Annotated in this window: 15 protein-coding genes and 9 tRNA genes; 1 reads left to right on the forward strand and 23 read right to left on the reverse strand. The window is 61.5% G+C overall.

Features of this window, described 5'->3' with window-relative positions:
• Positions 1–9 precede the first annotated feature (9 nt).
• From CK910_RS11170 to pnuC, 8 genes are all read right to left on the reverse strand, one after another.
• Positions 10–1,569, reverse strand: coding sequence for an ABC-F family ATP-binding cassette domain-containing protein (locus CK910_RS11170; protein ID WP_098982998.1), 1,560 nt, complete (start codon positions 1,567–1,569; stop codon positions 10–12).
• 381 nt (positions 1,570–1,950) lie between these two features.
• Positions 1,951–3,741 (reverse strand): hypothetical protein, encoded by a 1,791-nt coding sequence (locus CK910_RS11180; RefSeq protein ID WP_098983000.1) that lies wholly within the window; start codon positions 3,739–3,741, stop codon positions 1,951–1,953.
• Positions 3,742–4,191: 450 nt separating this feature from the next.
• Positions 4,192–5,817 carry an alpha-glucosidase gene (locus CK910_RS11185; protein WP_253852858.1) on the reverse strand — a complete coding sequence of 542 codons (1,626 nt, stop codon included), beginning with the start codon at positions 5,815–5,817 and terminating at the stop codon, positions 4,192–4,194.
• Positions 5,818–6,017: 200 nt separating this feature from the next.
• Positions 6,018–6,398: a DUF1622 domain-containing protein gene (locus CK910_RS11190; protein ID WP_098983006.1), complete on the reverse strand. Its 381-nt coding sequence runs from the start codon at positions 6,396–6,398 to the stop codon at positions 6,018–6,020.
• Between the two features lie 78 nt (positions 6,399–6,476).
• Positions 6,477–6,794 (reverse strand): N(4)-acetylcytidine aminohydrolase, encoded by a 318-nt coding sequence (gene yqfB / locus CK910_RS11195; RefSeq protein ID WP_098983009.1) that lies wholly within the window; start codon positions 6,792–6,794, stop codon positions 6,477–6,479.
• Positions 6,795–6,828: 34 nt separating this feature from the next.
• Positions 6,829–7,500, reverse strand: coding sequence for a Crp/Fnr family transcriptional regulator (locus CK910_RS11200; protein WP_043555232.1), 672 nt, complete (start codon positions 7,498–7,500; stop codon positions 6,829–6,831).
• A 161-nt stretch (positions 7,501–7,661) separates the two neighbouring features.
• Positions 7,662–8,387 carry a nucleoside phosphorylase gene (locus CK910_RS11205; RefSeq protein WP_098983011.1) on the reverse strand — a complete coding sequence of 242 codons (726 nt, stop codon included), beginning with the start codon at positions 8,385–8,387 and terminating at the stop codon, positions 7,662–7,664.
• Positions 8,384–9,106 (reverse strand): nicotinamide riboside transporter PnuC, encoded by a 723-nt coding sequence (gene pnuC / locus CK910_RS11210; RefSeq protein ID WP_098983013.1) that lies wholly within the window; start codon positions 9,104–9,106, stop codon positions 8,384–8,386. The genes CK910_RS11205 and pnuC overlap by 4 nt, the downstream gene beginning before the upstream one ends.
• Before the next feature lie 296 nt (positions 9,107–9,402).
• Here pnuC and CK910_RS11215 point away from each other — a divergent pair, with 296 nt between their 5' ends.
• Complete coding sequence (locus tag CK910_RS11215) at positions 9,403–11,235, forward strand: SLC13 family permease (RefSeq protein WP_098983016.1); 1,833 nt, start codon at positions 9,403–9,405, stop codon at positions 11,233–11,235.
• A 185-nt stretch (positions 11,236–11,420) separates the two neighbouring features.
• Here the strand turns inward: CK910_RS11215 and CK910_RS11220 are convergent.
• The 15 genes from CK910_RS11220 to lolB form a co-directional block, all read right to left on the reverse strand.
• Positions 11,421–11,504, reverse strand: a tRNA-Leu gene (locus CK910_RS11220).
• Between the two features lie 8 nt (positions 11,505–11,512).
• A tRNA-Met gene (locus CK910_RS11225) sits at positions 11,513–11,589 on the reverse strand.
• Between the two features lie 36 nt (positions 11,590–11,625).
• A tRNA-Gln gene (locus CK910_RS11230) sits at positions 11,626–11,705 on the reverse strand.
• A gap of 17 nt (positions 11,706–11,722) precedes the next feature.
• Positions 11,723–11,799 (reverse strand) — tRNA-Met (locus CK910_RS11235).
• Between the two features lie 38 nt (positions 11,800–11,837).
• Positions 11,838–11,921 (reverse strand) — tRNA-Gln (locus tag CK910_RS11240).
• A 146-nt stretch (positions 11,922–12,067) separates the two neighbouring features.
• Positions 12,068–12,162: transfer RNA gene (locus CK910_RS11245), tRNA-Gln, on the reverse strand.
• A gap of 47 nt (positions 12,163–12,209) precedes the next feature.
• Positions 12,210–12,291, reverse strand: a tRNA-Gln gene (locus tag CK910_RS11250).
• A 13-nt stretch (positions 12,292–12,304) separates the two neighbouring features.
• Positions 12,305–12,381: transfer RNA gene (locus tag CK910_RS11255), tRNA-Met, on the reverse strand.
• Between the two features lie 235 nt (positions 12,382–12,616).
• The gene (gene ychF / locus CK910_RS11260; protein ID WP_098983018.1) at positions 12,617–13,708 is read right to left on the reverse strand and encodes a redox-regulated ATPase YchF; all 1,092 of its coding nucleotides are present in this window, start codon (positions 13,706–13,708) and stop codon (positions 12,617–12,619) included.
• 232 nt (positions 13,709–13,940) lie between these two features.
• Positions 13,941–14,537, reverse strand: coding sequence for an aminoacyl-tRNA hydrolase (pth, locus tag CK910_RS11265; RefSeq protein WP_098983020.1), 597 nt, complete (start codon positions 14,535–14,537; stop codon positions 13,941–13,943).
• A 197-nt stretch (positions 14,538–14,734) separates the two neighbouring features.
• Entirely contained in the window at positions 14,735–16,723 is a 1,989-nt protein-coding gene (locus CK910_RS11270; RefSeq protein WP_098983023.1) for a bifunctional metallophosphatase/5'-nucleotidase, read from the reverse strand.
• Positions 16,724–16,822: 99 nt separating this feature from the next.
• The gene (locus CK910_RS11275) at positions 16,823–17,770 is read right to left on the reverse strand and encodes a ribose-phosphate pyrophosphokinase (protein WP_033131039.1); all 948 of its coding nucleotides are present in this window, start codon (positions 17,768–17,770) and stop codon (positions 16,823–16,825) included.
• A 311-nt stretch (positions 17,771–18,081) separates the two neighbouring features.
• A tRNA-Gln gene (locus tag CK910_RS11285) sits at positions 18,082–18,162 on the reverse strand.
• On the reverse strand, positions 18,142–19,011 hold the full coding sequence (gene ispE / locus CK910_RS11290; RefSeq protein WP_098983028.1) for a 4-(cytidine 5'-diphospho)-2-C-methyl-D-erythritol kinase: 870 nt from the start codon (positions 19,009–19,011) through the stop codon (positions 18,142–18,144). Before ispE ends, CK910_RS11285 begins: the two co-directional genes overlap by 21 nt.
• Positions 19,012–19,037: 26 nt before the next feature.
• Entirely contained in the window at positions 19,038–19,622 is a 585-nt protein-coding gene (gene lolB, locus CK910_RS11295; RefSeq protein ID WP_043135621.1) for a lipoprotein insertase outer membrane protein LolB, read from the reverse strand.
• Between the last annotated feature and the right edge of the window lie 42 nt (positions 19,623–19,664).

Here is a 19,664-nt window from a genome sequence, read left to right on the forward strand (position 1 = left end):
TCTTCTACCTTAACGATACTCAATGTGGTCGGCGGCGGTGAGGGACGGGATCTCCACCACCCGATCCGGCCAGTGGGCGACGAACTCCCGTTCGTGGCAGACCAGCACCACGGTACCTGGATAGTCCTGCAATGCCTGTTGCAGGGCCGCTTTGACACCGGCATCCAGGTGCGTGGTCGGTTCATCCAGCACCAGCAGGTTGCTGGGTTGCAGGGCTAGTTGGCACAGCTTGACTCTGGTCTGCTCGCCACCACTGAGGGAGGCAATCGGCTGCACGGCCTGCTTTCCCGTGATGCCAAACCGCGCCAGATGCTGCCGGGCCGCCTTGTCATCCACGCCCGGGCACACAGCTTTCACCAGATTGACAGGTGTGGCATCCGGGTAGCGCCAGCACAGCGCCTGCTCGAAATAACCGAGCTTGAGCGCCGGTGACAGGGCGAGCTGACCGGCCAGCGCGGGCAGTTCCCCCACCAGGGTTTTCAGCAGGGTGGACTTGCCTATGCCGTTGAACCCGGCAATCACCAGCTTGTCGCCACGGCTCAGGGTCAGCGAGATGGGCGCCAGCAAGGGGCCTTGATAGCCAATGACCAGTTTCGAGGCGGCGATCAGCTGCTGGCCATTGTGCGGGGCCGAGCAAAACGAGAAGGAGAGGGGCTTCTCCTGCCCCGGTGCGGCCAGCCTGTCTATGCGTGCCAGCTGCTTCTTGCGGCCATTGGCGATGCTGGCATTGACCCCGGCCCCGTTTTTGTCGATGAACCGTTCCAGCTTGTCGATATGTCGCTGCTGCGCCAGATATTGCCTCCCGTGGGCGGCATCCTCGCTGGCTTTCTGGGCCATGGCCTTGTCGACATTGCCCTTGAATTTGCGGATTTGCTGCCTGTCTATGTCGCAAATGGCCGTGGCAATCCGGTTCAGGAAGGCCTGGTCGTGGGAGACCAGCATAAAGGCTCCCTTGAAGCCGCCCAGATAGTCCGCCAGCCAGTCGAGGTGACGGGTATCCAGATAATTGGTCGGCTCGTCCAGCAGCAGGACATCCGGCGCGAGCAACAGCAGGCGGGCCAGCATGACCTTGTGCCTTTGTCCGCCGCTCAATTCCCCCAGCCGGGTATGCATGCCCAATGGCGTGATCCCCAGGCCATCAGCCACCGCATCTATGTGGTTGTCGATCTGATAAAACGACCGGCTTTCCAGGCTGGCCTGAAGGGTGGCTGCGCGTGCCAGATGGCGGGCTTGGGCACTTTTCGCCGGGCAGGCGTAGATGGCCATCATCTCGGCCTCCTGCCGGTAGAGATCCGCAAAGGCGGATTGCAGCTGATCGCGCACCCTGGTTTGGGGATCCATCTCGCCATGCTGGTCCAGATAACCGAGGCGCACCGCGGGCTGCCAGAGGATGTCGCCCCCGTCGGGCAACAGCTCCGCCTGCAGCAGTTTCAGCAGGGTGCTTTTCCCCGCGCCGTTTTTGCCCGTGACGCCGATATGCTCACCGGCGAAGAGGGTGAAGTTGGCCTGCTGGTAGAGGGTCTTGTCACCCAGGTGACAAGTCAGGTTTTGAATGGTGAGTAAACTCATGGTGCTACATCCATAAAAAACGGGGGGCGGTACTTGGCGTACCGGCCCCCCGTTTCAAGCAATATTGAAACTTTGTCCTGAATATCAGAAACAAAAAGGCCGGCGATGAAGCATCTCGCCGGCCTGAGTCTTCCTGTTTTCATCAGATGCGGGGCCGCCTCCCTGTGAGAGGGCATGCACGCAGCTGATGAAGATTCAGAAGAGGAATGGCTCCGGGCAACACTTCATCGTGTTAGTGCACGGAGCACAGCCTCCTGACAGAGCATTTGAACAGGATGTACAACATGGAAAAGCGGTCCAACAAAAATTCTGGTCGCAAAGTACACAGAACCCGCCTGCGAGTCAAATGACCGTCGGTTGAACATTTGGCTCAAGCGCTCGCTACTCGTGGTGCAAGGTGATGCAATCCAGGCCACCGCTGCCCCTGAGCAGGGCCTCCGCCTGGTTCAATCCCTCCCTGTGGCTACTGGCCGTCTGACCCACGAAATAGGTGGCCAGCTCGGGCACCTCGCGTTTCAACCAGGCGCCGAAGGCCTGATTCAGGGGGGCTATGCTGGCGGCGTTGGTGATGTAGAAGGGTTGCTGCGCCGTGCCCATGATGCCGTTCATCCAGTTCACCGACCGCTTGTTCACGCTGAAGGCGCCCGGGGTGGCGATGGGGGTCAGACCGGCATCGGTCAGCTGCTGCCGGATGAGGGCATGGATCTTGTGCCAGCGCTCGGTCTGTTGCCGCAGGTTGGTAAGCGTCTCTGTGAGGCCCTGGCGCTCGCTGTCGCTCAGGCTGCCGTCGCTGGTCAGTAGCTGCTGGATCAGTGCCTCGCCAGCCGCAGGATCGTTGAACAGGATGCGGCCATCGGCCAGCGGGCGCATGGCCATGTCGAGGTGAAAACCGGGTTGGGCCAGGATCACCAGGTCCCGCTCGGCCACCTTGAGCTCCTGCGCCATCAGGCGCTGGCTGATGGCCATCATGGCGAGGAAACGGCGGGTCTGCTCATCCAGCTCTACGCCGGCCAGCTCCTGGCGCTGGTAGCCGCCGGCCTGCAGCATGCGTCCCAGCCGGGTCAGGGTGGCGGCATCGGCCTGCAGGGTTTGCAGCTCGTTCTCTATCTGGTCATCAGCAAAGTCAGAGTGGAGATCGGCGGTGACCACCAGGCTGGCGTAGTCCTGTTTCAGCTGAGCCAGCAGATCGAAGGAGGCCGGCAGCGCCTGGCCATGGAGCGCGCGATAGCGCTCGGCGATGAGGGCGCCCTGCTGCTGGCTCAGAAACATCCTCCCCTGTGCGGCCTGCCGGCTGTCCCAGTCCACTTGGTACTGCGCCAGCTCGGCCTTGGCGCGCGCGCTCCTGGCATATGCGTGGCGCTGCTCGGCGCTCAGATCCCGGGGTAGCAGGTTGGCTGCCTCCAGCAGTATGAGGTCAATCTCGGGATCATGGCCGTTCTGCACCGTATGGGGGCTGCCCAGCCACTCGCGCTCGATCAGCTGCAGGCGAAAGTCACCGTCGCGCTCCATGGTTTCCTGCCGGGTGGCGATGCGCTCACTATCCAGCCGGCTGTGGTGCAGAGTGGTCTGCAGCAGGGCGTCGCGACCTATCAGGGCATAGGGGGTACCGTCGGCGCGCTGGCCGGTCAGCATGTTGCCGCCATCTATGATGGAGAAGGTCGGGAGAAGCTCGCGCCCCTGTTCGCTGGCAAAGCTGTCGGCCTGGGCCAGCATGCCATCTGTCAGCCCCTGGGAGTCCTGGCTGCCCAGGCTGTGGTGCCCCTCCTGCTCGGCCTGCGGGCTCTCTGGGGTCAAGGCGGTGACGAAGGCGTGGTAGCTATCCTTGTTGGCCAGCGGTGCCCGGGGGCGGAAGACGAGGGTGCCATCCCGTGACAGCCACATGTTGTCCTCGGTCCAGGTGTACATGTCGCCATGGGTGTTGACCGAGAATCCCTGCTGCCTGCCGATCTGCTCCAGCTCCGCCACCAGCTCGGGTTCGGTCTGAATTGGCAGATGAAGTTGGTGGATCCGGTTGCCCAGATCGTCCTGCGCCAGCTGGAACGTGCGAGCAAGGGCGGGCGTCTCTGCTCCAGGGCCGGCCAGCGGGTCGTCCGGGAATATGATGGGGGTTGCCGTGACCGAGTTGAGCCAGAAGAGGGTCGAGATGGCGAGCGCCACTCCGGTTTTACGCATGGTGTTTACCTTTTGTTATGGCGGGATACCTATCCCGCTAGCCTGAACGTCGGCGTACGGCTGAGTGCCGCATGCTTCGGATGGAAACCATAAGGAGTCAGCGAAGAACCACAAGGGCGCAAATCTGAATTGACTTTTAACCCTGACTAAACAGCGTTGAATATCGTCGTTTGATGATAAAGGAGTCGTTTTTGATGGCGATTATTTCCAATTAAAACAGTGTGTTGAACTATTTCAATTGTCGATAGCAAGACGAGGTCGGATATTGCCTGGCAAGGCTGTTTGGGCCTGAAAATGCGAAGTTTTTAAGTGAATAAATCGCCGGGGCACATCGGCAGCCTAGGGGGGGGGGGGGGGGGGGGGGGCTAGGGCGGGGGGAATCATCAGGGGGTGAGGCGCAGGGGCCGCCCCCGCGTGGCGGAGGCTGGCGCCGAGCGATGGTCTTGCCCGTTACTCGCTTGCCTGCATCAGCCAGACGGCGGCCTGATAGGGGGCGAAGGTGGCCGTGGGTGCATCCGGGTAGTTGCCCATCAGCAGGGTGGCTTCCTTTTCTACCAGCTCAAGATGGGGCATGGGCAAGGTGCCCGCGGTGAGGTTGGCGAGCAGCAGCAGGGTATGCCGCTCTCCGCTTGCCGGATCCTGCCAGTGGCGGCGGTAGCCGATGCGCAGTGGATCGTCACCATCGAGCAGCTCGAAGTCGCCGTGGCGAATGACGGGGTGGGCCTTGCGCAATTCAATCAGCTGGCGATAGCAGTGAAACAGCGAGTCGGGGCGGGCCAGCTGCTCGGCGGCATTTATCTCGATGTGGTTGTCGTTGAGCGCTATCCAGGGCTTGGCTGTGCTGAAGCCCGCGTGAGGGCCGGCATCCCACTGCATCGGGGTGCGGGCGTTGTCGCGGCCGATGGCATCCAGCCGTCGGCTCAGCTCGACAGGAGCCAGCTCCGGCTGGCTGGCACTGTAGTGGATGGCCTCCACGTCGCGCAGCTCATCGGTTTGCCAGTGGCGGTTGGTCATGCCCAGCTCCTCTCCCTGATAGATGAAGGGGGTGCCCTGCATCATGTGCAGCACCAGGGCCCAGAGCTTGGCACTCGGCTCGCGCCACCTTGGCCTGTCGTCGCCAAAGCGGGAGACTGCGCGGGGCAGGTCGTGGTTATTGAGAAACAGGCTGTTCCAGCCCCGGCCGTGCAGCCCCCGCTGGTGGCGGGCCATGGCCCGCTTGAAGGCGAGAGGGTCAAAATGCGACGCCCACTTGTCCTGCCCCAGCCCCAGGTGCTCGAAGTTGAACACCATGCTGAACTCGCTGCCATTCGGGTTCGAATAGTGCTGCATGTGGGCGAGATCCGCCCCCCAGGTCTCGCCGACCGTGATGATCCCCTTGTTGCCGAAGCTGGCGGCGTTGAGCTCGCGGATATAGTCGTGCAGGCGGGGGCCGTTGCTCATGGCAAGGGGCGACCATGTCTTGCTCACCATGTCGATCACATCGAAGCGAAATCCCTTTATCCCTTTCGCCAGCCAGAAGTTGATCACCCCGGCCATTTCGGCGCGCACCGCCGGGTTATCCCAGTCCAGATCGGCCTGGCTCATGTCGAAGTTGTGCAGATAGTAGCGATCAAGCTGCGGTACGTATTGCCAGCCGCTGCCGCCAAAGATGGACTCCACCGGGTGGGCATCGACGAAGGCCTGGTCCCGAAACACGTAGTAGGCCTGATAATGGGGATCCCCCGCCAGCGCCAGCCTGAACCACGCGTGCTCGGTGGAAGTGTGGTTGGCGACTATGTCCATCATGATGCCGATGCCGCGGGCGGCCGCATCGCTGATCAGCTGTTCCATCTCGGCCAGGGTGCCGAAGGCGGGGTCTATGGCGCGGTAGTCCGCCACGTCATAGCCGTTGTCTCGCTTGGGGGAGCGATAGACAGGGGTGAGCCAGAGCAGGTCGACCCCCAGGGTCGCCAGATAGTCCAGGCGCTGGCGGATGCCCTTGATGTCGCCCATGCCGTCTCCGTCGCTGTCCTGAAAGCTCATGGGGTAGATCTGGTAGATGACGCACTGGTCGAGGTGGAGAGGAACTCTGTTCATCAGCTGGGCCGGTTGGGGGACGCAATGGTTTATCTTACGCAGATGCGCGGGCCCTCGACAGGGCGGGGAAAGGCTTGAAAAGGGTTCCATAGTTGGCTGATTGCCAAAAGTGAGGGGAGGGTCACAACTGGGCCATCCCGAGCCACGGAGGTGGTCGGGATGGCACGACACTCAGCGATGATGCTGTGCAAAGAAACGGGCTATTGGGCCGCCTTGGCCTGCTCGCTGCGCTGTTCCTGCTGGCGCTCAGCCTGCGCCTCCAACTCCTTGCCGAGGAAGTAGTTCAGGAAGGTGCGGATCACCGCAATGATGGCGAGGCGGATCAGCTCCTCCTTGCTCGGCGCGACTGTGGTGGCCAGTATGTCGGCGGCGAGCTGGAACTCCAGCGCCAGAATGAGCCAGCTGCCAAAACAGAGGCGGATACGGGGGAAACCGGGGGCGTGATCCCGGACTCGTGCCGCCAGCCAGAGCGTCTTGCCAAGCCCTGTCACCACGCAGGCGATGGAGATGATCTCCAGCAGCAGCTGGAACAGCTCGACCCCGTGCATCATGCCCTCTTTCAGGCTCGCTATTTCAAACACGTTCGGCTTCTCCACGATTCAAAAGGAACACTATTAACATATTGCTCGACCAGGGCCAAATCCGGTCCGGGTCATCAATCAGGCTATCAGTTTGAATTCAATCACATAGAGCGGCGGCAGCGCGGGGTAGATATCCCTGATTACCTGTTTGAGCTCAGGGAGGGTCATGTTCTCCTGGCGGGCGTGTTCCTCGCTCAGTTCATCGAAGGCGACCGCAGTGACAGAGATCACCTCTATGGCGCCGAACGGCTGCTGCTCGGGGTTGGTGAAGAGTGAGAGCCGCTGGCCGGGCTGCCATTGGGCTTCGCTCTCGTCGCGTATGGTGATGGTCTTGCGGCCGGCCTGGATATCGGCCACGAAGCGGCTGAAGAAGGTGAACTCGGGATAGGTAGACATGGATGCTCCGATAGGGGGGAAGAGTGAATCGAGATTAAAGGTCGAGATAGGCGCGCAGCCTGGCCAGATCGGCGATGGTGGGGCCGTCAGCGCCCTCGCACACTATCCCCTGTTCGACCAGCTCCTTGAGGGCGCGGCGGTAGACGCGCTCCGTGGTGCCAAAGCGCGCCGCCTCGTGGGAGCGCTTGCGCGAGCCCAGCATGGGGGTACGCTGGCGCTCGCGCCACAGTTCAAAGGCGATGTTGTAGGCGATGGGGTGCAGCAGACGGCTGGTGGTGATGTCCAGGGTATCCAGATAGTCGCTGGCCAGGGCCGAGGCGAAGAACAGGGTCAGCTCGGGTTCGGCCAGCAGCCGCTGGGCCAGCTTGTGAGCACAGATGACGCTGGCATCCAGCTCTGTCTCGGCCACCACGCTCCACTGCACCGGGGTGGCGCTGAAGAACTCCATTTCGCCGAAGATCTGGCGCTGGCACGCTATCTCCCCGAGCTGAAACAGGCGCCCCGAGTGCACTGCACTGTTAAGGGAGACCCGTCCCGTCTCTACCAGATAGAGGCATTCGCTCTGCTCCCCCTGGCGCATGATGGGCTCGCCCGGCAGGTAGCGGCGCAGAAACAGGGTGCACGCCTCCAGCGCCGCGGCAAAGCGGGGTTCAAGCTGCTCAAGTTCGGCGTGAAAACGACCGAGGGGATAGGGTTGTTGCTGCATGAGAAACCCGCGCGGGGAAACGAGGGCCATGAGGCTAGCAAGAGCGGGGGCCGGATGCCAGCGCCCGTGCCATCGAATGTGCCGGGCTTAACGTTTTGGCAGGGGCCGGCGGCGATGCCGGCCCCTGGGCTGATCAGATCCGGGTCTGGGGTGTGGCTGGCTTATTGCGCCAGCGCATGGAGCGCGGCGGCGATGGCCAGCCGCTCACCGGCCATCATGGCCGCCTCTGCGCTGGCGTAGTCGCTTACCCCCTGCTGCACGTCCTGCTCGAAGACCACCACGTTGCAGAGCACGGCGGCGACTCGCACCTTGCGCAGCCGACCGACGGTAAGCAGGGAGGCCGTCTCCATGTCCGCCCCCAGAAGGCCGCGTTCGTGCCAGTAGCGGCACACCGCCTGCTCGTCATCCCGGTAGAAGCTGTCGTGGGAGCGCACCAGGCCGTGCCAGTGAGGCTGGCCGCTGGCGGCGATATGGTCGAGCAGGGCGGCCTGCAGCCGAATGTCGGCGCAGGCGGGGTACTCGGGTGGCAGATAGGCCAGCGAGGCGCCCTCGTGGCGCACGGCCCCCTCCACCACTATGAGATCCCCCAGCGCCATCTCATGCTGCAGGGCGCCGGCGGAGCCGACCCGGATGAGCGAGCGGGCACCCGCCTGCACCAGCTCCTCCAGCGCTATGACGGCGGAGGCGCCGCCGATGCCTGTGCTGCAGACGGTGACGGGCAGCCCCTGATGATGGCCGTTGATCAGGCGAAACTCCCGGTTCTGGCCGAGCGACTCGCACCCTTGCAGCTGACTGGCGATGCGATCGACCCGGGCCGGATCGCCGCACAGCACCACCCGTTCGGCAATCTGATCCGGGCGGCATTGCAGATGGGGCAGCAGGCTCATGCGATCGCTTCCTGCTGCGGGCGTTTGGCGGCCAGCATCCAGAGGCGGGTGCCGTTGGCGGCGATGAACAGCAGGATCAGGTACTCCAGCGACATGGCGTAGACGCCCTGGGCGGCATAGACGCCGATGCTGATGATGTTGATGACCACCCAGAGGATCCAGTTCTCCACGTATTTGCGGGTCATCAGGATCTGGGCCACCACAGAGAGCACCGTCATGCTGGCATCCCAGAACGGGAAGGCGTCGGGGGAGGGCTCAGGGGTAGCCAGGCCGGCCCCGAACAGGTTGAGCAGGGCGACCGAGGTGCGTGCCAGGGTGGCGAACACGGGGTCGATAAACAGGGTCAGCAGGGCGATGGCCAGCACGCTCAGGGCGGCGGTCATCATCAGCTTGGACTTGCTCAGCCAGCGGATCTGCAAGCTGTCACCCTGCTCGTTGGCGGGGCGGGTCCAGGCGTACCAGCCGTAGACGTTGGCACAGAAGAAGAACAGTTGCAGCATCAGCAGGCCGTAGAGCTGGATCTGGAAGAAGATGATGGCAAACAGGCTGACGTTGATGAGGCCGAACAGGTAGTTGATGGTCTTCTCCTGGCTGGCGAACCAGATGCAGGCCAGGCCGAACAGGGTGCCGATGGCTTCAATCCACGACATGGCGTAACCGCCGCCCAGCGGTATGGTCACCAGGGTGTGATTGATGCTGAACCACTCGAATATGCTCATTTTCGTTTCCTTTGAAAATTTGGAAGAAGGGGGATGATCGGAACGGGCCTATTCTAGGGGCTGCGCGGGGGCCAACGCAGGACTTTTGTCCGAGCCGGCCTGAGCCACATCAAAGAATGGATAAAGGGTGGCGGCAAAGGCTCGCCATTTTTGCGGACCGCAGGGAGCCCCGATATGCGATGATGGCCCTTGCCCTTTATTGATATGTAACAAACCGGGGCAGAACAAGCTGTGGTCTGATGGAGTCCGCCATTTTACCCATTGTGCAGTGGCGGACATGAACGAAAGGAGCAAGTGTGAATTCCGAACTGATCTGGGTCCTCTGCATGCTGGTGGGCGCCATCTATCTGTTTATTACCAACAAGGTACGCATGGACGTAGTCGCCTTGTTGATCATCATATTGTTTGTGCTGAGCGGCACCCTGACCCTGCCGGAGGCGCTGGCGGGGTTCAGTGATCCCAACGTCATTCTGATCGCCGCCCTGTTCGTGGTGGGGGAGGGGCTGGTGCGCACCGGCATCGCCTATCAGGTGGGGGACATGCTGGTGAAGGTGGCGGGCAGCAGCGAGATCCGCATGCTGGTGCTGCTGATGGTGGCCGTCTCCCTGCTGGGGGCCGTGATGAGCAGCACAGGGGTGGTGGCCATCTTCATCCCTGTAGTGCTGAGCGTGGCGAACCGCATGGGGATCCCGGCCGGCCGCCTGATGATGCCGCTCGGCTTTGCCGGCCTCATCAGCGGCATGATGACGCTGGTGGCGACCCCGCCCAACATGGTGGTCAACAGTGAGCTGATGCGCCACGGCATCCATGGTTTCGGCTTCTTTGGCTTCACCCCCATGGGGCTGATTATCCTGGTGATGGGCATCCTCTACATGCTGCTGATGCGGGGTTCCCTGGTGCGTGAAGGGGAGGAGGGCAAAGGCAAGCAGGCGGGGCGCAGCACAATGCGCGATCTCATCCGCGATTACCGGCTGGCCGGGCGCGCCCGCCGGCTGGCGATCCGGCCCGACTCCCCCCTGATAGGCCAGACCCTGGACGAGTTGCAATTGCGGGCCCGTTATGGCGCCAACGTCATCGGGGTGGAGCGCTGGCGCAAGTTTCGGCGGGTGATGGTGACCGTCTCCGGCGTCACCGAGTTCCAGGCCAAGGACGTGCTGCTGATCGACATGTCCGACCCCGAGGTGGATGTGCGAGAGTTCTGCAGCGAGGCGCGGCTCGAGCCCATGATATTGCGCGGGGAGTACTTCTCCGATCAGGCGCGGGAGGTGGGCATGGCCGAGGTGTCGCTCATCCCCGAATCCCGTCTGCTCGGCAAGAGCATTCGCGAGGTGGCCTTTCGCTCCCACTACGGTCTGAGCGTGGTGGGGATCCGCCGCAACGGCGAGGCACTGACCGGCAAGCTGGTGGATGATCCCTTGCAGATGGGCGACTCCCTGCTGGTGGTGGGCAACTGGAGCCTGATCCGCCTGTTGCAGACCCACAGCCGCGACTTCCTGCTGCTGGGCCTGCCCGCCGAGGTGGACGAGATGGCACCGGCCCGCAGCCAGGCCATCCACGCCCTTATCTGTCTCGGGGTCATGGTGGTGCTGATGGTGACGGATCCCGTGCCCAACGTCATCGCGGCGCTGGTGGCCTGCCTGCTGATGGGCAAGTTCCGCTGTATCGACATGGAGAGTGCCTACAAGTCCATCCACTGGCCCACCCTGATCCTGATCGTTGGCATGCTGCCCTTCGCGCTGGCGCTGCAGAAGACCGGCGGGGTGGACCTGATTGTCGGCGGTCTGATCGCGGCCGTCGGTGAGATGGGCCCTCGCGTGATGCTGGCCAGCCTGTTCGCCCTGTGCGCCCTGATCGGACTCTTCATCTCCAATACCGCGACGGCGGTACTGATGGCGCCCATTGCGCTGGGAACGGCCCAGCAGATGGGGATCTCCCCCTATCCCTTTGCCATGACCATCGCCATCGCGGCCTCGGCGGCCTTCATGACGCCGGTCTCGTCGCCGGTCAATACCCTGGTGCTCGGGCCCGGCAACTACAAGTTCGTGGATTTCGTACGCATCGGCGTGCCCTTTACCCTGCTGGTGATGGTGGTGAGCGTGATCGCCATCCCCTGGTTCTTCCCGTTCTGACCGGGTTGATTCAGGGAAAAGAGAGACAAGCGGCCTGCGGGCCGCTTTTTTGTCGCTCCGCATGAGCTCGGGTGGCGGCAGAGCGAGAGGGGAGCGAGGCAGAGATTGGATGGCAAGGGGGATTGAGGGTGAAAGACGGGCACAAAAAAACCAGCCTGAGCTGGTCTGTTTGGTACTGCTATTAATGGTGCGGAAGGAGAGACTCGAACTCTCACGCCTATGGCGCCAGAACCTAAATCTGGTGCGTCTACCAATTTCGCCACTTCCGCAATATTAATGGTGGCTATGACGGGATTCGAACCTGTGACCCTCGCATTATGAGTGCGATGCTCTAACCAACTGAGCTACATAGCCGTCTTGTCACCAATGTCATTGCTGACAAGTCAAAAATGGCTGGGGTACTAGGATTCGAACCTCCCCTAGGGATGGCGAGATCAAAACCCGCTGCCTTACCGCTTGGCGATACCCCAACTGAACAACTGCAAAATGGTGGCTATGACGGGATTCGAACCTGTGACCCTCGCATTATGAGTGCGATGCTCTAACCAACTGAGCTACATAGCCATCTGTCATCAACCACGAGGTGGAAGAGAACGAGATAATGGCTGGGGTACTAGGATTCGAACCTAGGGGGGGGGGGGATGGCGAGATCAAAACCCGCTGCCTTACCGCTTGGCGATACCCCAACAGTGCTCTTCAACAGCCATGTGACTGGTCAAAGAACTTTTAAAAAAGGCTGTGGCACTAGGATACGAACCTATGAACGTTGACGAGATCAAAACCTCTTACGTTCACCACAGCTATCACCGACGAGGTCGATGAAAGGCAATAATGGCTGGGGTACTAGGATTCGAACCTAGGGGGGGGGGGGGGGGGGGGGGGATGGCGAGATCAAAACCCGCTGCCTTACCGCTTGGCGATACCCCAACAGCGCTCCTCGACAGTCATGTGACTGGTCAAAGAACTTTTAAAAATGGCTGGGGTACTAGGATTCGAACCTAGGGCCTAGGGATGGCGAGATCAAAACCCGCTGCCTTACCGCTTGGCGATACCCCAACTGAACAATTAATGGTGGCTATGACGGGATTCGAACCTGTGACCCTCGCATTATGAGTGCGATGCTCTAACCAACTGAGCTACATAGCCAACCGTGCTTCCAGTGAGTCGTTGCCTCGTCACTGTGCGGGCCGAATTATGCGTATCTGGCTCTGGGGCGTCAACCCTTTTTTTGCCAGAAAAACCGAATTTGGGTGCGTTTGGCGAGTTATTGGTCGCTGTCGTGCAAAAGCCCAACAATCTGGTTTTTTTTACGACATTTGCCGGAAGATACGGCGTTATGCCAGATAAAAGAGAGGCCAGCAAATGCTGGCCTCTCATGGGATTAGACGTTGAACAGGAAGTTCATGATATCGCCATCTTTGACGATGTAGTCTTTCCCTTCGGCGCGCATCTTGCCTGCTTCCTTGGCACCTTGCTCACCCTTGTAGGTGATAAAGTCTTCGAAGGCGATGGTTTGGGCGCGAATAAAGCCTTTTTCAAAGTCGGTGTGGATCTTGCCCGCCGCTTGCGGAGCTGTGGCGCCGACCGGAATGGTCCAGGCACGCACTTCCTTCACGCCGGCGGTGAAATAGGTCTGCAGCTTGAGCAGCTCGTAACCTGAGCGGATCACCCGGTTCAGGCCTGGCTCTTCGATGCCAAGATCTGCCATGAACTCGGCGCGATCGTCGTCGTCCAGCTCGGCGATGTCAGATTCGATGGCGCAGCAGACCACCACCACAACCGCGTTCTCGGTAGCGGCGATTTCACGCACCTTGTCGAGGAAGGGGTTGTTCTCGAAACCGTCTTCCGCCACGTTGGCGATGTACATGGTGGGCTTCAAGGTCAGGAAGTTGAGGTGGCTCACGGCGGCCAGCTCATCCTTGTCCAGCTTCATGCCACGGATCATCTGGCCGTTTTCCAGGGCGACCCGGATCTTCTCCAGGGTTTCCACTTCCAGCTTGGCATCCTTGTCGCCGCCCTTGGCGCGCTTGGACTGGCGGTGAATGGCGCGCTCGCAGGCGTCCAGATCCGACAGGGCCAGTTCGGTGTTGATCACCTCGATGTCGTCGGCCGGAGAGACCTTGCCGGCAACGTGAATGATGTTCTCGTCCTCGAAGCAGCGCACCACGTGGCCGATGGCTTCGGTTTCACGGATGTTGGCCAGGAACTGGTTGCCCAGACCTTCGCCCTTGGAGGCACCGGCAACCAGACCGGCGATGTCCACGAATTCCATGGTGGTCGGCACGACACGCTGGGGATTGATGATGGCCGCCAGCTGGTCGAGACGCGGATCCGGCATGGGAACCACACCCGTGTTCGGCTCAATGGTGCAGAACGGGAAGTTGGCGGCTTCGATGCCGGCCTTGGTCAGCGCATTGAACAGGGTGGATTTACCTACATTGGGCAGGCCCACGATACCGCATTTAAAACCCATGGATTGTTACCTTATTGATGGATGCTGTTGAGGGCCGCTTAACCTGTTCACGCTCTTACTGCGAGGCCGTGATCAAGGCTCATGTGCTGCTCGGAATCCTCACGTATGCCTATACGCTCCGGTTCCTGCGCTGCGCTTCACCTTGCTGACGACCTCTCGTCACAGTGCGTGGACAGGTTCTTGGGCGACCCTGTCATATTGTGCGAGCCTGACGCGTGTCAGGCATCTGTATTCAGACTTTTTCGGCCTTGAAGCTGTGCAAGCGATTCATGGCCTTGGTCATGTCTTGCTTGAACAGGATATCGGTGGCGCGCAGGGACTCATCCAATGCGGCCTCGATCAGGCTCTGTTCACTGCTTGGGGCCTTGGTCAGGACGAATCCGGCCACCAGCTCCTTGGCGCCGGGATGGCCTATCCCGAGGCGCAGCCGGAAGAAATTATTGTTGTTGCCCATCCTGGCAATGATGTCTTTGAGGCCATTATGACCACCGTGACCACCACCTTGCTTGAACTTGGCGATGCCGGGGGGCAGGTCCAGTTCATCGTGGGCCACCAGTATGGCTTCCGGTTCTATCTGGTAGAAACGGGCCAGCGCCGCCACGGCCTTGCCGGAGAGATTCATGTAGGTGTTCGGGATGAGCAGACGCACATCCTGACCTTCCACCTGAATGCGGGCCGTGTGGCCGAAGAACTTGGGCTCTTCGCGCAGGCTGACATTGTGCCAGCGAGCCAGCTGCTCCACATACCAGGCGCCCGCGTTATGGCGGGTCTTGGCGTATTCGGGGCCGGGATTGCCCAGTCCCACGATCAGTTTGATTTGGCTTGTCACGCTTGATGTCTTCACTCGCTGCTTGCAATGGGCAGACTGCCCAAGGCAATGGGACGCAATATTCTAGCCGCCGACTGGCGATCACTCAACCAAAGCTCGGCAACCGTGAGGGAATAACCGCTGATCGGGTTGCCAATGGCAGCAAAACGGGCCCCTTGTCGAGGCCCGTGCAGGTCGGTGTTGGCTGGGGTGGCGGCTTATTTGGCCCGCAGCAGCGTGACCGTCTCTTCCGTCAATGCGGTCAGGGTCGGCCGCTGCTCTCGCACGTATTGCACGAAGGAGGCCGCATCCGTGCCGCAGTTGACACCGCTGGCCTTGCAGTCGAGTTGCTGACCCGGCGCATAACGGGCGCTCAGCTGATCGCCGCTCTGCTCCACCTTCTCGATGGGGAAGCCGGTCAGCTTGCCATCCACCCAGGCGAGATCCAGCCGCTCGGCCTGCTGGCGCTGGGCGCGGGCGAGCGCCTGCCAGCCGTCATTGCCATTGGCACTGTAGGCGTTCATCACCACCCGGTAGCGCTGGTCATCGACCAGATCCTGCCACTGCCCTTCGGTGCTCTGCCATTGCAGTCGGGTCAGCTCGCCACGCTTGCCAGGCACGGTTTCGGTGAAGGTGTAACGCAGGTGGCCGCCGTAGGGGAACTTGCCGGCGTGGGCGCTGGCAGGCAGGGTGGCCGTGATGGTCTCGGTCAGCAGGGCGCGTACCTCGGCACCGGTCAGGGTCAGCACGGAGAGCTGATTCTTGAACGGCAGCAGGGTGAGCGCCGCGTCCCCTTCGCGCAACTCGCCGGCGGGCAGATCGGCGCGCACGCCCCCCACCGCCAGCAGGGCGAAGTGGACAGGGCCGCCGGTCAGGGCCTGCACTGCCGGGGTGTTGGCCCAGTAGTATTGGCCTTCGGCCACCAGGGGGGCGATGTCGGAGCCGTGGCTGTCGCTGCCGTTGTCGCCGGGGCGGCGGGCATTTTGCAGCGCCGCCGGCAGGGTGGCGATGACGGGCCCGAAGGCCTGCTCCAGTGCCGGCTTGTAGTGGCTGTCGATGATGCCGCGCAGACGCGGGTCTTCATCCACAGTCACCAGGTTGGGCTGGGCATCGATGAACTTGCCCGCCTGCTTGCCACGCGTCTCATCCAGCACCTGCTTGCGGGCCGGATCGGCGAAGAAGTCGCGGCTGGCCAGCAGCTGGTTCTGGCCCTTGCAGGCGATGACCCGGCCCTGGCCGTCGAAGCTGACCCGGGCCAGGCCGATGGCCTGGGCGTAGGAGCCCGCCTGCACCACACAGGTCAGGCCGACGCCGTCCGGATTGGTGACCAGCTGGGCGTATTCGCCTGTCTTGCCCCAGCCGATGTTGCTGAAGTCGCCGAGCAGGCTGTGGGAGTGGCCGCCGACGATGGCATCTATCCCGTTCACCTCGGCAGCCAGCGCGAGATCCCGCTGGTTGCCGATATGGGTCAAGGCGATGACGTGGTGGATCCCCTTCTGGCGCAGCAGATCCACGGTCGCCTGGGCCGAGGCGACCTCCTTGCCAAAGCGCAGCTTGCCGACGTTGGGGGAGATGTTGGCCATGTCTTCCAGCACCAGCCCCATCACGGCGACCAGCTGCTTGCCCTGGGGCAGGTTGTTGAGATCGGTGACCGGGCTCTTCCGGTTGCCTTCGAAGGCATAGACCACGAACGGCTTGAGGTTGGTGGCGTGGCGCAGATCCGGGTCGTCACGGGTGTCCAGGTTGGCGGCCAGTACCGGGAAGTTGACCCCCTGGATGAAGCGGGCCAGCTTGTGGTTGTCGAGATCGAATTCGTGATTGCCCAGGGCCATGGCATCGAGCCCGAACTGGCTCAGCAGCTCGGCATTGGCCATTCCCTCGTTGAGCTTGAAGTAGCCGCTGCCCTGCCAGGCATCGCCACCGTGCAGCAGCAAGAGCGGCTGGTTCTTGGCAAGCGCTTCGGCCTGAAAGGATTTCGCCATGGTGAGCAGGCGCGGATAGCCGCCGAAGCGGGTGTAGAGGGTGTCGGTTTCCCCCTGCTTGCCAAAGATGGGCCCCTTCAGCTCGGCGTTGACCGGGTCAAACTGGGAGTGGGTGTCGTTCATGTGCGCCAGGGTCAGCACGAAGGGCTGGTTTTCTTTGCCGGGCTGACAGGCGAACAGGAAGCTGCAGAGGACGAGGAGCAGCAGCGGGCGCAAGCGATTCATGGATCTATCCTTAACCTGCCGGGGCAGGGCAATACCGGGTGTAACTGGGCTAAAAAGACAAAAACCGCCAGCTGGCGGTTTTTGTCACAACGGCGTCTATCAATGCTCAAACATGGCAGAGATGGACTCTTCGTTGCTGATACGACGAATGGCTTCCGCCAGTACGGTTGACAGGGTCAGCTGCTTGACCTTGTCGACCGCCTTCATCTCCGCGGTGAGCGGGATGGAGTCGGTGATGATCAGCTCGTCGATGACCGAGTTCTTGATGTTTTCCACGGCGGAACCGGAGAAGACCGGGTGAGTGGCGTAGGCGAATACACGCTTGGCGCCGCGCTCTTTCAGGGCTTCCGCGGCTTTGCACAGGGTGCCGCCGGTGTCGATCATGTCGTCGACGATAATGCAGTCGCGGCCGGCTACGTCACCGATCAGGTGCATGACCTGGGAGACGTTCGGGCGGGGACGACGCTTGTCGATGATGGCGATGTCGGTATCGTCCAGCAGCTTGGCGATGGCACGGGCACGTACCACGCCGCCGATGTCCGGCGACACGACCACGGGGGATTCGAGGTTCTTGGACTGCATGTCTTCCAGCAGCACAGGGCTGCCGAACACGTTGTCGACCGGGACATCGAAGAAGCCCTGGATCTGCTCGGCATGCAGGTCAACGGTCAGCACACGGTCCACACCCACGCTGGAGAGGAAGTCGGCGACAACCTTGGCGGTGATGGGTACACGGGCGGAGCGGACGCGGCGGTCCTGACGGGCATAACCAAAGTAGGGGATAACGGCAGTAATACGGCCAGCTGAAGCACGACGCAGAGCATCCACCATGACGATCAATTCCATCAAATTGTCGTTGGTCGGGGCACAGGTGGATTGAATGATGAAGATATCGCCACCGCGTACATTCTCATTGATCTGTACGCTGATCTCGCCGTCGCTAAAGCGACCTACGGCAGCATTGCCGAGTTTGATAAACAGGCGATCTGCGATCTTCTGGGCTAGTTCCGGCGTTGCGTTACCAGCAAACAGCTTCATGTCAGGCACGGTTTGAAACCTCGGGGTTGCATCCAGTATGTGGGGGAGTCTGATTCAGACCCGTATCGTTTTGGGGCAAACGATTTATCAAGTTGACGGGTCAGGCCACTATAGGCTGCTTTCAGGCTAGGTGCATATCGTTACATGTTTCAAATCGGATGGCTGTCGCGTTTGCAGGCAGCCGTCATCCAGGAGATCGATGACCTCTTTGCGAGTGACAAGGGGACGATAATGGTTGCAGACGGGCTTGACGAGATTGCGCTCTGTCAAGATCCTCTGCGGCCGATTTACCGACACACCCGTGTCAATCACCAAGATAATGGCTGGGGTACTAGGATTCGAACCTCAGGCTAGGAATGGCGAGATCAAAACCCGCTGCCTTACCGCTTGGCGATACCCCAATCACTGATTTGTTGCAATGTCACGAACAGTGGTGATATGTTCTCGCCCTTGGCGACAAACCCATCCCATCTCTTCGGCACTTTTGCCAACACTTCCCGAGCAGCCTCTTCGTCTTCAAATTGAGCAAAGACGCAGGCTCCTGTGCCCGTCATTCTTGACGGCGCGTATTCTAGCAACCAGCCGAGCGCATTGGCAACCTCGGGGTGGCGCTTTTTCACCAGCAATTCGCAATCGTTTTTCCACTCGCCTTCCAGCAGGTTGTGAAATGCCATTTTCGGAGTCGCTCTGGGCAGGTCCGGATCCTGGAAGACGGCGGCGGTGGTCACATGGCAATCGGGCTTGAGCACCAGATACCAGGCGCTTGGCAATTCGACCGGTTGCAATCGCTCGCCCACCCCTTCCGCAAAGGCGGCGCGGCCACGTACAAACACAGGCACGTCGGCCCCCAGCTGCACGCCAAGCTCCGCCAGCTCGTCATCACTCAAGCCGGCTTGCCAGAGATGGTTCAGGGCGACGAGCGTGGTGGCGGCATCCGAGGAGCCGCCACCTATGCCGCCGCCCATGGGCAATACCTTCTCCAGCCGGATGTGGGCCCCCTGCGGGCTTGGCAGCCTGGCCTGCAGTAGGCGGGCGGCGCGGATGATCAGGTTCTGCTCGTCGGGCACGCCGGGAATGGCCGGGCTCAGGGTGAGCTGGTCCGTGTCCGGCAGCGGCTCGAATTCGAGCCAGTCGCCGTGACTGAGGAAGATGAACAGGGTCTGCAGCTCGTGATAGCCGTCCGGACGACGGCCATTGACGTGCAGGAAGAGGTTGAGTTTGGCCGGTGCGGGCCAGCGAGTGGCTGTCATTGTCGCCTCCTTGTCAGTTACAGCCATCAGCGAACGAGCGTCCATTGGTTGATCTGCAACTTGAGGCGGCTGCCCTGGCCCGTCATGGTCAGTTGGTGCGGCAGGCGGTAGCCGTCCTGATCCCGGTAGTCGCCGTAGACGATCTGCCACTGGCCGTCACGCACGCTGGCCAGACTGCTGTCGGGATTGAGCTCGAACTCGGCCTTGCCCGGCAGTCCCTTGATCCACTCCGGCAGCCCCTGCACCGGTATGTTCCAGCCGGTGAGCTGATAGACGAGCGCCTCGGCATCCTGGCTCTGGTGCGGCTTGCCCTCGTTGTCGATCAGGGTGATCTCGCCCTTGCTGCGGGAGAGCTCCAGTATGTGGGTGCCGACTATGCTGCTCAGATTGAGGCGATAGTCGTCCCCATCCTGCTGCCAGTTGACCCGGGCGCTGCCCTTCTGCTGGGCCGTGATGATGGCCATCTTGCCCGACAGCTGCCAGTGGGTGAGCTGCTCGAGACGGGCCCGCTCCTGCTGCCAGTTGACCTGATCCCGCTGGGGTTGGGTGGTGGCACAACCGGCCAGCAACAGCAGGCAGGCGAAGGTGAAAATACGCAACAACAAGGTCATGCTCCAGATACGGGGATTTGCCACAGTATACGGGGCGGCCGT

This window comes from Aeromonas sp. CA23, assembly GCF_002587065.1.
Classification (GTDB): Bacteria; Pseudomonadota; Gammaproteobacteria; order Enterobacterales; family Aeromonadaceae; genus Aeromonas; species Aeromonas bestiarum.